The sequence below is a fragment of the Ruegeria sp. J8 genome (assembly GCF_056531925.1).
The window spans coordinates 179915-192979 of record NZ_JBQFMR010000007.1; the positions used below are offsets into that span (position 1 = coordinate 179915).

12 protein-coding genes are annotated in these 13065 nt (G+C 59.9%); 9 read left to right on the plus strand and 3 right to left on the minus strand.

Annotated features, from left to right (window positions below; translation table 11 throughout):
• Nucleotides 1-74: 74 nt before the first annotated feature.
• Nucleotides 75-632, minus strand: coding sequence for a hypothetical protein (locus ACR0L1_RS15895; RefSeq protein WP_480859788.1), 558 nt, complete (start codon nucleotides 630-632; stop codon nucleotides 75-77).
• A gap of 163 nt (nucleotides 633-795) precedes the next feature.
• Between ACR0L1_RS15895 and ACR0L1_RS15900 the strand changes: the two genes are divergently transcribed.
• Nucleotides 796-2430 (plus strand): SulP family inorganic anion transporter, encoded by a 1635-nt coding sequence (locus ACR0L1_RS15900; RefSeq protein ID WP_170790407.1) that lies wholly within the window; start codon nucleotides 796-798, stop codon nucleotides 2428-2430.
• Nucleotides 2431-2563: 133 nt separating this feature from the next.
• Here ACR0L1_RS15900 and ACR0L1_RS15905 read toward each other — a convergent pair whose 3' ends face one another.
• Nucleotides 2564-3169 carry a flavin reductase family protein gene (locus ACR0L1_RS15905; protein WP_170782847.1) on the minus strand — a complete coding sequence of 202 codons (606 nt, stop codon included), beginning with the start codon at nucleotides 3167-3169 and terminating at the stop codon, nucleotides 2564-2566.
• A gap of 72 nt (nucleotides 3170-3241) precedes the next feature.
• Here ACR0L1_RS15905 and ACR0L1_RS15910 point away from each other — a divergent pair, with 72 nt between their 5' ends.
• The 4 genes from ACR0L1_RS15910 (at nucleotide 3242) to ACR0L1_RS15925 (ending at nucleotide 5623) form a co-directional block, all read left to right on the plus strand.
• Complete coding sequence (locus ACR0L1_RS15910) at nucleotides 3242-3736, plus strand: GNAT family N-acetyltransferase (protein ID WP_480502769.1); 495 nt, start codon at nucleotides 3242-3244, stop codon at nucleotides 3734-3736.
• A gap of 53 nt (nucleotides 3737-3789) precedes the next feature.
• Nucleotides 3790-4533, plus strand: coding sequence for an EcsC family protein (locus tag ACR0L1_RS15915; RefSeq protein ID WP_170790409.1), 744 nt, complete (start codon nucleotides 3790-3792; stop codon nucleotides 4531-4533).
• A 106-nt stretch (nucleotides 4534-4639) separates the two neighbouring features.
• Nucleotides 4640-5098, plus strand: coding sequence for an NUDIX hydrolase (locus ACR0L1_RS15920; protein WP_480859790.1), 459 nt, complete (start codon nucleotides 4640-4642; stop codon nucleotides 5096-5098).
• Nucleotides 5099-5167: 69 nt separating this feature from the next.
• Entirely contained in the window at nucleotides 5168-5623 is a 456-nt protein-coding gene (locus tag ACR0L1_RS15925) for a DUF1178 family protein (RefSeq protein WP_480502767.1), read from the plus strand.
• Between the two features lie 8 nt (nucleotides 5624-5631).
• Here the strand turns inward: ACR0L1_RS15925 and ACR0L1_RS15930 are convergent, their stop codons facing one another.
• Nucleotides 5632-5988, minus strand: coding sequence for a hypothetical protein (locus tag ACR0L1_RS15930; RefSeq protein WP_480859792.1), 357 nt, complete (start codon nucleotides 5986-5988; stop codon nucleotides 5632-5634).
• 166 nt (nucleotides 5989-6154) lie between these two features.
• Between ACR0L1_RS15930 and ACR0L1_RS15935 the strand changes: the two genes are divergently transcribed.
• The 4 genes from ACR0L1_RS15935 (at nucleotide 6155) to edd (ending at nucleotide 13064) form a co-directional block, all read left to right on the plus strand.
• Nucleotides 6155-7393, plus strand: a complete 1239-nt coding sequence (locus ACR0L1_RS15935; RefSeq protein ID WP_170782841.1) for an aspartate kinase — start codon at nucleotides 6155-6157, stop codon at nucleotides 7391-7393.
• A 46-nt stretch (nucleotides 7394-7439) separates the two neighbouring features.
• The gene (gene ptsP, locus ACR0L1_RS15940) at nucleotides 7440-9683 is read left to right on the plus strand and encodes a phosphoenolpyruvate--protein phosphotransferase (RefSeq protein ID WP_480548837.1); all 2244 of its coding nucleotides are present in this window, start codon (nucleotides 7440-7442) and stop codon (nucleotides 9681-9683) included.
• A gap of 127 nt (nucleotides 9684-9810) precedes the next feature.
• The gene (zwf, locus tag ACR0L1_RS15945) at nucleotides 9811-11256 is read left to right on the plus strand and encodes a glucose-6-phosphate dehydrogenase (RefSeq protein ID WP_170790414.1); all 1446 of its coding nucleotides are present in this window, start codon (nucleotides 9811-9813) and stop codon (nucleotides 11254-11256) included.
• 2 nt (nucleotides 11257-11258) lie between these two features.
• A complete protein-coding gene (gene edd, locus ACR0L1_RS15950; RefSeq protein ID WP_480859794.1) occupies nucleotides 11259-13064 on the plus strand; it encodes a phosphogluconate dehydratase in 1806 nt (601 codons plus the stop codon).
• Nucleotide 13065 lies beyond the last annotated feature (1 nt).

The following is a 13065-nucleotide window of genomic DNA, read 5'->3' on the forward strand; positions in this document are numbered from 1 at the left end:
GCTTTCTCCGAGTTGTTGTGCGAGTTGAAGGATTTGTGCGCCGAGCGACGACGGCTTACAAGGGGCAATGCGGCTTATTGTGACGTCAACAGATTGCGCGCCTGCGCCTGTTGTTGGAAATCCGCCCAAGCGACGCTGAATTCCTGCAATGGCCATGTTAGGTCCTGTGCCTGCCCATGCCTGTCGCGGAATTCGAACCGATAGGCCTCGCCCTTCAGCATGGCTTCAACGATCTCATCCGCACCGATGCCGTCAAACGTGCAGCTCAACCCGGTCAGACATCCAGGTCTGCGCGTGCGCCAAACCGCTCCGTCCTTTCCATCGATCCGAAAGCCGGATGGCCAGAACAACGTGCCGGGCTCGATACCGAACTCGATCTCCACGCCATCCGGGGCAGGGGTGATAAAGATGAACTGTGCTCCAAATTTCGGGCGCAGCGAAAACACCTCGGCCCGGCGAATGTAACAGCGTTGCTTGAGCGCCCCGTATTCCTTGCGCTCATCGCAGATGGAATTCCAGACCCCGTAGGTTTCATAATGGGTCACACGCCAGTTGCTGGCAGTGTCATTGCCCTGCAAATCCTGCGCCAAGGCAGCAATAGGGGTCAGAAGAAACAAGATCAGCCATCGCATGGCGCAAAGGTGTGCCCCCGGTGTGGCAGGTTCAACTCACGACTTTGTGAGATACCGGCTATGCGCCCCGTGCATAGCAGCCTCCCGCCTGATGCGGTGGCTCAGAGAGCGGATGACAGGTAGAAGGCCCCTTTCGCGCGCAGATCAACCGACAGGACATTCCATGCCCCGAGCCATGCTGGCAAGCTTTGCCAACCGTATTGCCAAACCCGACCTGCGTTGGGTGCCGGATGAAGGGCTGACACCGTCCCGTTTGCGGATCGAACTGCTGTCTGGCCTGACCGTGGCCCTTGCGCTGGTGCCCGAAGCGGTGGCATTTGCCTTTGTCGCAGGCGTGCATCCGTTGGTTGGCCTCTATGCTGCCTTCATGGTCGGCCTGATCACGGCGCTGATCGGCGGGCGTCCGGGAATGATCTCGGGTGCGACCGGGGCCTTGGCGGTTGTGATGGTGGCGCTGGTGGCGGAGCATGGCGTGGAATACCTGTTTGCGACCGTGGTTCTGATGGGCATCCTGCAAGTGATTGCCGGGGCCATGCATTGGGGCCGGTTTATCCGCTTGGTGCCGCATCCGGTGATGTTGGGCTTTGTAAACGGGCTGGCGATCGTGATCTTTCTGGCGCAGCTTGGGCAGTTCAAGGTTCCGGGCACAATGGAGAACACCGGCCACGGCATGGGCGGAGGTGAGTGGCTTTCGGGTCTGCAGCTTTACACCATGCTGGGCCTGGTCGCGCTGACCATGGCGGTGATTTGGGTCATGCCGCGCATCACGCGTGTTGTTCCGGCCCCTCTGGCCGGGATTGTCGTTGTTGCCGCGCTGGTGATCGGCTTTGGCCTGGATGTACCGCGCGTAGGCGATCTGGCCTCGATCGAAGGCGGCCTGCCGCCTTTCCACATTCCGATGGTGCCGCTGACCTGGGAAACCATTGAAATCATCCTGCCCTACGCCGTCATTCTGGCCGCCATCGGCCTGATTGAATCGCTGCTGACCCTGAATCTTGTGGGTGAAATCACGGGCAAACGGGGCGGAGCGTCACAGGAATGCATCGCGCAAGGCGTGTCCAACGTCGCTACCGGGTTCTTCGGTGGCATGGGCGGTTGCGCGATGATCGGCCAGTCGATGATCAACGTGAAATCCGGTGGTCGAACTCGAATCGCTGGCATCGCGGCAGCCTTGTTTTTGTTGATTTTCATCCTTTTCGCGTCCCCGCTGATCGAGCAGATTCCGCTGGCCGCATTGGTCGGCGTGATGTTCATGGTGGTCATCGGTACCTTCGCTTGGAACTCGTTCAACATCATGCGCAAAGTGCCCCTGATGGATGCGTTCGTCATCGTGCTGGTGACGGTTGTTACGGTGATGGAGGACCTTGCGGTTGCAGTTGTCGTCGGCGTCATCGTCTCGGCTCTGGCCTATGCCTGGAACAACGCCAAGCGCATCCATGCGATTACGCGGGATTCTGAAACAGAGAAAGGTGCGAAAGTTTACGAAATCCAAGGCCCTCTGTTCTTTGGTTCTTCTGACGGATTTGTCGAACTTTTCGATGTCCCGAATGATCCCGAGACCGTCATAGTGGATTTCGCCGAAAGCCGTGTGGTCGATCAATCTGCCCTACAGGCGATCGAAAACATCGCTGGCAAATACGAAGCGGCCGGTAAACGCGTGATGCTGCGCCACCTGAGTCGAGATTGCCACAAGCTGCTGAACAAAGCCGGTCACCTTATGGTCGATAGCGACGATGACCCTGATTATGAAATCGCGGTCGATTATTCAGTTCGCACCGGCATTCTGGGCGGTCACTGAGGATTTAGCGAGGCTCCGCCTCGCGCTCCGGGATATTTGGGGCCAGATGAACGGAGGATCCCCTGCTTCATCTGGCTATTAATATCCCGGGGGAGTCGCCGAATAGGCGGCGGGGGCAGCGCCCCCTATACGCTCAGTCATCCGGGCGGTTGAGTGAGAATAGTTCAGTAACCACCGAATAGTCGCGGTATCCGAGCCGCGCCAGTGGCTGAAACGCCGTGACGTCGAACTTGCCATCCTTCAAACAGTCATCGCGCAGGTGGACACCGGTGACTTCGCCGAAAACAACGCGGTTCGCCGCGCCGGGCAGTGTGACGATCTGGGTCAGCTTGCATTCCAGGGCGGCGGGCGCGTCTTGAACCCTAGCACATGGGATCGTCTCGCACTCCACTGCAGTCAAACCTGCGTGGCCGAATTCATCCACATGTTTTGGTAACCCGGCAGAGCTGGCGTTCATCGCATCACGATGCGCATGGGCGACAACGTTGACGCAGAAAACGCCTGTTGCTTCGATATTGGCGAGACTGTCTTTGCCGCCGTCTTGGTCGGGTTTCGTCCCGGTCGTGGCAAACATCACCTGTGGCGGTGTATACGCGACCCCGTTGAAGAAGGAGTACGGCGCCAGATTGTTGATCCCATCGCCGTCGCGGGAAGAGATCCAGCCAATCGGGCGCGGGGTTATGATGGCGTTGAAAGGGTTATGCGGCAGGCCGTGGCCGTCTTCGGGGCGATAGAACATATGAACTCCAAGCGTTTGCCCAAGGCGTAACGAAGTGCTAGGGCGAATTCCAGCAAGGAAAAGAGGGCAGGGGTGCAGCAATTCACGATCAAGCCGGAGGACCCGGACGATTGGTGGGAGGTCGAGGCTTTGTACGACCTGTGCTTTGCGCCTGGGCGCGAGGCGCTGTCCTCGTACCGGTTGCGCGATGATGTTCCGCCGGTTGAGGGCTTGTCTCTAGTGGCCCGAGATGGTGAGGGCATTTTGGCGGGGGCGATCCGGTTCTGGCCCGTTCATGTGGGGACCTTCGATGCGTTGTTGCTGGGGCCGGTGGCCGTGCACCCCACCCATCAGGGGGAGGGCTTGGGCGGTTTCCTCATACACGAGGGCTTGCAGGCAGGTCTTATCAGAGGATGGGAGCGGGTGATGCTGGTGGGCGATGCACCTTATTACAGTCGTTTCGGCTTCGCCCGCCTGACCGGAGTTGAGATGCCGCCGCCCACCAATCCCGAACGGGTTCTGGGGGCTGAGCTTGCCTTGGACGCGTGGACGGATGTCAAAGGTCCTGTAACGCGTTGGGACCGATGAGCTATTGAAAAAACGGGGCATAGTGCCGATCTTTTTAGGACAGGAGGGCACGCATGCAGAACGTTGTTCTTGTCGAAAAACTGGATGCCGAGGCAGAGTTGGACCGGCTGGCCGGGTACTACCGCTCGGCGGGTGGGCCGGGTGTTCGGTTGCTCAACAGTCTGGGCGGATCTGCGGAAACCTTGCTGGATCAACTGCCCCCGTCAGTGCGAGAGGCGTTGACTGGCGCAACCGAGCAGGCGCTTTGGCTGGCCATGCATGCCGCCGAAGGGTCGCGCAGGGCGGTGCCGGATCAACGACCTTGGGTGAATACGGCTGTGACCACGGCCATGGGCGCAGCAGGCGGTGTGGGCGGAGTGTCGACCTCTTTGGTGGAATTGCCCGCAACGACCACGATGCTGTTGCGCGCCATACAAGGTGCTGCGGCACGAGAAGGGTTTGACCCATCGGAAGACGGTGTGAAATTCGATTGTGTGCAGGTTCTGTCCGCGGCGGGTCCGCTGTCCTTCGACGATGGTGCGGATTTCGGGTTTTTTTCAGCTCGGATGACGTTGACCGGACCGGCCCTTCAAAAGCTGATCGCCACCGTCGCGCCGAAACTGGCGGTGGTGCTGGGGCAAAAACTCGCCGCGCAATCCGTACCTGTTTTGGGGGCGCTTGCTGGGGGTGGGACGAATTATGTCTACACACGCTATTACCAGCGTATCGCCCGCGTGCATTTCGGTTTGCGCCGATTGGCCAGTGATGCCGATATCCCGCATGACGATCTTGTGCGAAAACTGGCCGCACGCATGTGACGCTTGGTGGAGTTCGCCAAGTATGGTAGTGGTTCTGCGACGACCCTCTAAATAAGTACAAAAACCAAAGCTTTGGGCGTCGCAGGTGTTGAAAGGGGCACAGGGCATGAGCAGGCTATGGCGGTATCAACCGCCGGAATCGGACAGGATTCCGGTTCGACAACAATCCGCCGCATTGTGTTACCGTTTACGTGCGGGCGCCCCCGAAGTTTTGCTGATCACAACTAGTAGGTCGGGCCGCTGGATTATTCCCAAGGGCGGATTGATCAAGGGGATGTCTTCGTCCGAGGCAGCGCGGCAGGAAGCCTGGGAAGAAGCGGGCGTGCGTGGGGTCTGTTCGGCTGAGATGATCGGGCGGTACACGCACGTAAAACAGCGGCGCAAAAAAGGAGCGGTCCTTTGCCTGGTGGATGTATTTCCGCTGATAGTAGTGTCCTTATCGGAGCGCTATCCCGAATGCGGTGATCGTGAGCGCGCATGGTTTTCGATGCAGGAAGCGGCAGCGCGGGTGGATCAGCCTGAACTCTCCCAAATGTTACGGCAGGTGGCAACGCAGTCGCATTGATCTGCAGACTGGGGCTTGTCATTGTTTTGATGGTCAGTATCTATTCGGCAATCGCAATCTGGACGGATCATGATTCAATACGCCTTGAAATGCAGCAAGGGCCACGCGTTTGACAGTTGGTTCCAATCGGCCGCCGCTTACGACAAGCTTGCCGGGGCAGGCATGGTGGTCTGTGCCATCTGTGGCGACGCTTGCGTTGAAAAGGCGATCATGACCCCGCGTGTGCGCCCAGCCCGAAAGGTCGAGGCGCGCAGCGAGACACCCGCCAAGGAAGAAAACCCGGTCGAGATGTCGGTTCCACCCGCCGAGCTTGAGAAGGCGCTGTCCGAGTTACGGCGCAAGGTCGAGGAAAACTCGGACTACGTGGGTAAGGATTTCGCGTCCGAAGCACGCAAGATGCATTTGGGCGATGCCCCAGAACGGGCTATCTATGGTGAAGCCAAACCCGAAGAGGCCAAGGCCCTGATTGAGGACGGCGTTCCTGTCGCGCCCTTGCCCTTTATCCCCAGCCGCAAAAGCAACTGATCCTAAGTTTACCGAGGGGCCAACGCCGCCGTGGGGATTTCGTAGACCTCGCCGGGGTCAACGAAGATCACCATGACGTTTCCCTGCGTCTCATAGCTGAGGCGCGCGGCGGAATCGGTGGATTCTGGGATGCCGTCGGCGAAATAGATGTTGCGTACCTCGCCATTGCCCATGCCAACTGCCAGAGTTATCCGTCCATCGTCGCGATGGCGCAGCTCGGCGTTGCAGCTGCGCAGCGGTTCACCCGCATTGGTGGCACAGGGTACGGTTCCAAGCGCGTTCTGCCCATCTGTTGCGGCAAGCGAGGCTTGCTGAGCCAAAGCGGGTGTGGACAACAAGACAAAAGCAAGGGCTAGGCGGGGCATGGGGAACCTCTTCACAAATGGAACGGGGCCAAGCTGACACCGTGGTGGGGGGATGTAAAGCACCCGTTAGACCGCAGTGGAAAAGGTTTTGAACACTTGCCCTTGCGGTCCCCCTGACATAAGACGCTCGGGATCTGAATTCCAAGGCGCGGAGACACCAGCCCCCATGCCCGTACTCGTGATGAAATTCGGCGGCACATCTGTCGCCAACCTGGACCGCATCCGCCGCGCTGCGAAACGTATCGGCGTCGAGGTGGCAAAGGGCTATGACGTCATTGTCATCGTCTCGGCCATGTCCGGTAAAACCAATGAGTTGGTAGGCTGGGTGAACGAGACCTCTCCATTGTTCGATGCGCGCGAATATGATGCGGTTGTATCCTCGGGCGAGAATGTGACCGCCGGCTTGATGGCGCTGACGCTTCAGGAAATGGATATCCCCGCCCGCAGCTGGCAGGGCTGGCAGGTGCCGCTGATGACCACCAGCGCCCACAGCCAGGCCCGGATCGAGGAAATCCCGACCGAGAACCTGAACCAGAAATTCGGCGAAGGCATGCGCGTTGCCGTCGTCGCCGGGTTCCAGGGCATCAGCCCCGAAGGCCGCATCACCACGCTGGGTCGCGGTGGATCGGACACGACGGCGGTGGCCTTTGCCGCAGCTTTTGGTGCGGAGCGCTGCGACATCTATACGGATGTGGACGGCGTCTATACTACCGACCCGCGCATCTGTGAAAAGGCGCGCAAGCTGGACAAGATTTCGTTCGAGGAAATGCTCGAATTGGCCTCGCTGGGGGCCAAGGTGCTGCAAACCCGCTCGGTCGAGCTGGCGATGCGCTACAAGGTGAAACTGCGCGTTCTCTCAAGTTTCGAAGAACAATCCGACGAGGCCGGTACGCTGGTCGTCGATGAGGAGGATATCATGGAATCCAATGTTGTGGCCGGTGTGGCCTATTCCCGCGACGAAGCTAAGATGACCGTTGTGTCCGTGGCAGACCGCCCCGGCATCGCCTCGATCATCTTTACCGCGCTCAGCGATGAGGGCGTAAATGTGGACATGATCGTGCAGAACATCTCGGACGAGGGACGCACCGACATGACGTTCTCGTGCCCGACCGATCAGGTGGCACGCGCCGAGAAAGCGCTGTTGGCGATCAAGGACGCGGGTGAGTTGAACTATGCCGAACTGGTCGCCGACGAAGACGTCTGCAAGGTTTCGGTGGTTGGCATCGGCATGCGGTCCCAATCGGGTGTTGCGGCCAAGATGTTCAAAATTCTCTCGGATGAGGGGATCAACATCAAGGTCATCACAACCTCCGAGATTAAAATTTCCGTCCTTGTGGACAGGAAATACATGGAACTTGCGGTTCAGGCACTGCATGATGCCTTTGAACTGGACAAGGCGGCCTGAGCGTTTCAGCCAAAGGTCTTGCCTGACGCACTAATTTGGGTGGGCCATGGCGGACGGTACCGAAACTGAATCCCGCAAGCTGCTTGGGCGGCTGCGCGAAGAGATGGCGAGCGAGGCCGCCGGTCAGGAACGTCTTGACCGGATCACCCACCTGATCGCCGATAGTATCCGGGCCGAAGTGTGCTCGATCTATCTGTTTCGCGATGAAGACACATTGGAGCTCTGCGCGACCGAAGGGTTGTCACCCGAGGCTGTTCATAAGACCCGAATGCGCATGGGTGAGGGGCTTGTGGGTCGTGTAGCTAAGTTCGGCAAGATCGTGAACACACCGAATGCGCCTGCCGCCAAGGGTTTCCGTTATATGCCTGAAACCGGGGAAGAGAGATTCTCGTCTTTCCTGGGTGTGCCGATCCAACGTCTGGGTGAAAAACTTGGTGTTCTGGTGGTCCAATCCCGCGACGCGCGGGAATACTCGGCGGACGAGGTCTATGCGCTGGAAGTAGTCGCCATGGTGCTGGCCGAGATGACCGAACTGGGTGCCTTTGTGGGTGAGGGTGCGGCTCTGTCGCCACGACACCAGCAATCGGTACAGCTGAGCGGCGGCCCGGCGCAGGAAGGCTCGGCCGAGGGCCATGTCTGGTTGCACGAGCCGCGCGTGGTGGTCACCAACCCCATTGCCGAAGACCCTCATCGCGAACGTGAGCGGCTGACCGAGGCCGTCGATGAATTGCGGGTCGGCGTCGACAAGATGCTCGAGATATCAAAGGATGGCGATACCGAGCAGTTGCAGGTGCTGGAAGCCTACCGGATGTTCGCGAATTCCAAGGGCTGGATGCGCCGGATGGAGGAAGACATCGCTCGCGGCTTGAGCGCCGAGGCGGCTGTCGAAAAGGAGCAATCGCAGGCCCGGGTGCGGATGGGGCAAGTAACGGATCCCTACCTGCGCGAACGTTTGGCTGATCTGGACGACCTCAGCAACCGTCTGCTGCGTATTCTCACCGGGCAAGGCAACACCAATGGCGCGGATTTGCCGCCTGACCCGATCCTGATCGCTCGGAATATCGGGCCCGGAGACTTGCTGGAATATGGCAGGTCGCTGAAAGGGATTGTGCTGGAAGAAGGCTCGGTCGGAAGCCACGCAACGATTGTGGCGCGGGCCTTGGCGATTCCGCTGGTTGTGCATGTGGGCCGAATTACGACCGAGGCGTTGAACGGGGATCACATCCTTGTCGACGGTGACAACGGCAGCGTCCATCTGCGCCCCGAAGATTCCGTCGTCACTGCCTTCCGCGACAAGATCGCCATGCAGGCGCAGGCGCAAGAGAGATATGCCTCGATCCGCGAAACGCCTTGCGTGACCCGTGATGGCGAGCGGATTAATCTGGTGATGAATGCGGGTCTGATGGCGGATTTGCCCTCGCTGGGCAATTCGGGGGCCGAGGGCGTAGGCCTGTTTCGGACCGAGTTGCAATTCCTGATCCGCAATCAGATGCCGAAACGGTCCGAGCTTGTGACGCAGTATCAGCGGGTTCTGGACGCGGCGGGCGAAAAGCGCGTGGTGTTCCGGACGCTGGACATCGGTTCGGACAAGGTTCTGCCCTACATGAAACACGTGGAAGAACCCAACCCCGCGCTGGGTTGGCGCGCAATTCGGGTGGGGCTGGACAAACGCGGCGTGATGCGGATGCAGTTGCAGGCTTTGATGCGCGCTGCCAATGGCCGCCCGCTGACGATCATGTTCCCATTTGTGGCACAAGCTGACGAATTCCGTGATGCCAGGTGGGAGGTCAACAAGACCATTGAACGCGAAAAGCGTCTGGGTCACGTCCTGCCGGAAAAGATCGAAGTTGGAGCGATGCTGGAAACGCCCTCGCTGGCTTTTGCGCCGCAGAAGTTCTTTGACGAGGTGGATTTTGTCTCGATCGGAGGCAATGACCTGAAACAGTTCTTCTTTGCAGCTGACCGCGAGAACGAACTGGTGCGCCGCCGCTATGATACGCTGAATGTCAGCTTCCTCAGCTTCATTGAACGCATCGTTGAACGCTGCAACATCTCGAACACGCCACTGTCGTTCTGCGGTGAGGATGCCGGCCGACCGGTCGAAGCGCTTTGCCTTGCTGCGATGGGCATCCGGTCGCTGTCGATGCGGCCTGCCTCAATCGGGCCGGTGAAAAGCGTTCTGTTACGGGCTGATCTGCAATCTCTGCGCAAGATCATCGCAGATGCGCGGCACCGGGGCGAACAATCCGTGCGCCCCGCCGTCATGGAGTGGCTGCGCAATCAGGGCTAAGCGGGCAGGGATTTTGAAACTAATTTCAAATCCGGTGTTGATTTATGCGTCGGATTTCATTAGTTCGGCGGTGAATGTTAGCGATAACATAGCTGGTAAGCCCAGTGAGTTCTGAAGGAGCCTGTCGATGGTTTCACGCGTAATCCCGGTTAATCCCTTCGATCTGGTGCTGTTTGGCGCGACCGGAGATCTGGCACAACGCAAGATCCTGCCCGGCCTGTATCATCGCTTCGAGGTCGGCCAGATGCCGCCCGAGGCCCGGGTGATCGGCACCGCGCGCTCGGATATCGACAGCGCCGCGTTCCGAGATCAGGTCCGCGCGTCGATGAAGGAATTCGCGCCGGAGTTCAAAAAGGATGTGCTGGATCGGTTTCTGGCACAGGTCGAATATGTCTCGGTGGATGCACTGGGGAACAAAGGCTGGCCAGAGCTAGCCAAAATGCTGCGCCCGGACGTGGTGCGCGCCTTTTACCTGTCGGTCGGTCCCAGCCTGTTTTCCGGGATTGCACAACGCCTGAACGACCACGGCGTGGCAACGCCTGACAGCCGGATCGTCGTGGAAAAACCGTTCGGGCACGATCTGGCCTCGGCCAAGGCGCTAAACGAAGGGCTGCGCGCCTGTTTCGAGGAACATCAGATTTACCGTATCGACCATTATTTGGGCAAGGAAACGGTGCAGAACCTGATGGCCTTGCGCTTTGCCAATTCCCTGTTCGAGCCGCTGTGGAACGCCACTCATGTCGACCACGTTCAGATCACCGTCGCTGAAACCGTCGGGGTCGAAGGGCGCGGGGCCTACTACGACCAATCCGGCGCGATGCGGGATATGATCCAGAACCATCTGGTACAACTTCTATGTCTGACGGCGATGGAGCCTCCGTCGAAATTCGCGCCCAACGCGGTGCGCGATGAAAAGGTGAAAGTGATCGAAGCGTTAGAACCGGTCGACGCAAGGGATATCGCCCGAGGTCAGTACCGTACCGACAAGGGTGGCGACGGCTATCTGGACCATGTAGGAGATCCGGCCAGCCGCACCGAAAGCTACATTGCGCTCAAGGCGCATATTGGCAACTGGCGCTGGGCCGGGGTGCCGTTTTATCTGCGCACGGGCAAGCGCCTGCGAGCCCGTGAATCCGAGATTGCGGTTTTCTTCCGCGACCCGCCGCATACGATTTTCCCGAATGTTGGCCCTCTGCATGGCAACGTGCTGGTGATCCGCCTTCAACCCGACGAAGGCATTACCCTGCGCACCACGATAAAAGACCCCGGCCCGGGCGGCTTCCGTCTGTCTGATGTGGCGCTGGATATGAGCTTTGCTGAGGCGCTGGGCGCAGATGCGCGGGCACAGGACGCCTATGAGCGACTGGTCATGGACGTCATTCGCGGCGACCAGACCCTGTTCATGCGCGGCGATGAGGCCGAGGCCGCTTGGGCCTGGGTCGATCCTATCATAAGCGGCTGGGAACAGCGTGGTGACCGGCCCGCTAAATACGATCAGGGTAGTTCTGGCCCAGAGGAAGCCCTGATGCTGATGCATCGGGACGGACGCCGCTGGCGTCAGATCGGAGGGTAATCATGGTTCATTCCGTCATCACCGACGTCACTCAGCGCATTATCACGCGCAGCGCCGATCTGCGGGACCCGCATCTGGAACGGATGGAGCAGGCCAAATCCAAAGGCCCCGCTCGCGCGCACCTGTCCTGCAGTGGACAGGCCCATGCCTATGCCGGTGCGGGCGAGGATCAGCAGTCCATGGCCACCGGCGCGGCAGGCAATCTGGGCATCGTCACCGCCTATAACGACATGCTTTCGGCCCACCAGCCGTTCGAACGCTACCCCGCCCTGATCCGCGATGCGATCCGCGCGGCAGGCGGCACGGCGCAGGTCGCGGGCGGCGTGCCTGCCATGTGCGACGGCGTTACGCAAGGCGAAGCGGGGATGGAGTTGTCTTTGTTCTCGCGCGATGTGATCGCGCTGGCGACCGGCGTGGCCCTCAGTCACAACACATATGATGCGGCGGTGTTCTTAGGCGTCTGCGACAAAATAGTCCCTGGCCTGATCATTGGCGCGCAAGCATTTGGCCATCTTCCCGCCGTCTTCCTGCCCGCCGGTCCAATGACCAGCGGCCTGCCAAACGACGAAAAGGCCAAGGTCCGCCAGAAATTCGCCGCCGGAGAAGTCGGCCGCGACGAGTTGATGAAGGCTGAAATGGCCGCCTATCATGGCCCTGGTACCTGTACCTTCTACGGTACTGCCAACACCAACCAGATGCTGATGGAGTTCATGGGCCTGCACCTGCCGGGCTCTAGCTTCGTCAACCCCAACACCCCCCTGCGTGATGCGCTGACCGAGGAAGGCGCGCGCCGCGCCCTGTCGCTCAGCGCGCTGGGCAATGACTATACGCCCGTATGCCAGATCCTCGACGAACGCGCTTTTGTGAACGGGATTGTCGGCCTGATGGCCACAGGGGGTTCTACCAACCTGCTGATCCACCTGATCGCCATGGCGCGTGCGGGCGGGATCGTACTGGATTGGGAGGATTTCTCGGATATCTCCGCCGTGGTGCCTTTGGTCGCGCGGGTCTATCCCAACGGTTTGGCTGATGTGAACCATTTCCACGCCGCAGGCGGGCTTGGCTATTGCATCGGCACTTTGTTGGAGGACGGCCTGCTGCACCCCGATACGCTGACGGTCGCAGGGCAGGGGCTGCATAACTACACCAAGGAACCCAAGCTGAAAGATGGCGACTTGGTCTGGGAAGAAGGTGCAGGACACAGCCTGAACAACAAGATCCTCCGTCCGGCCAGCGACCCGTTCCAACCCACCGGTGGCCTGTCACGCCTGACGGGCAATCTGGGAACGGGCGTCATGAAGGTCTCGGCTGTCGCGCCTGAACACAGGCAAGTCGAGGCTCCGGTCCGCGTGTTCCACGACCAAGACGAGGTGAAAGCCGCGTTCAAGGCCGGAGAGTTCACTGGCGATGTCATCGTCGTCGTCCGCTTTCAGGGACCAAAGGCCAACGGAATGCCCGAACTGCACTCGCTGACACCCATGTTGTCGATCTTGCAGGGCAGGGGTCACAAGGTCGCGCTTGTCACCGACGGCCGCATGTCGGGTGCTTCCGGCAAGGTCCCCGCTGCGATCCATGTGGTCCCCGAGGCGCTGGATAGCGGCCCCATCGCCTGCCTGCAAGACGGCGATATCCTGCGGGTCGACGCAGTAAAAGGCGATTTGGAGATCCTGACGCCCGGCGTGCTGGATCGTAGACCCGCCACCGCCGACCTCAGCGCCAGTCAGCACGGCGTGGGGCGCGACCTATTCGGAGCCTTCCGCCAGAATGTCGGGTCCGCTGACACTGGCGCCAGCATTTTCGGAGTGTAAA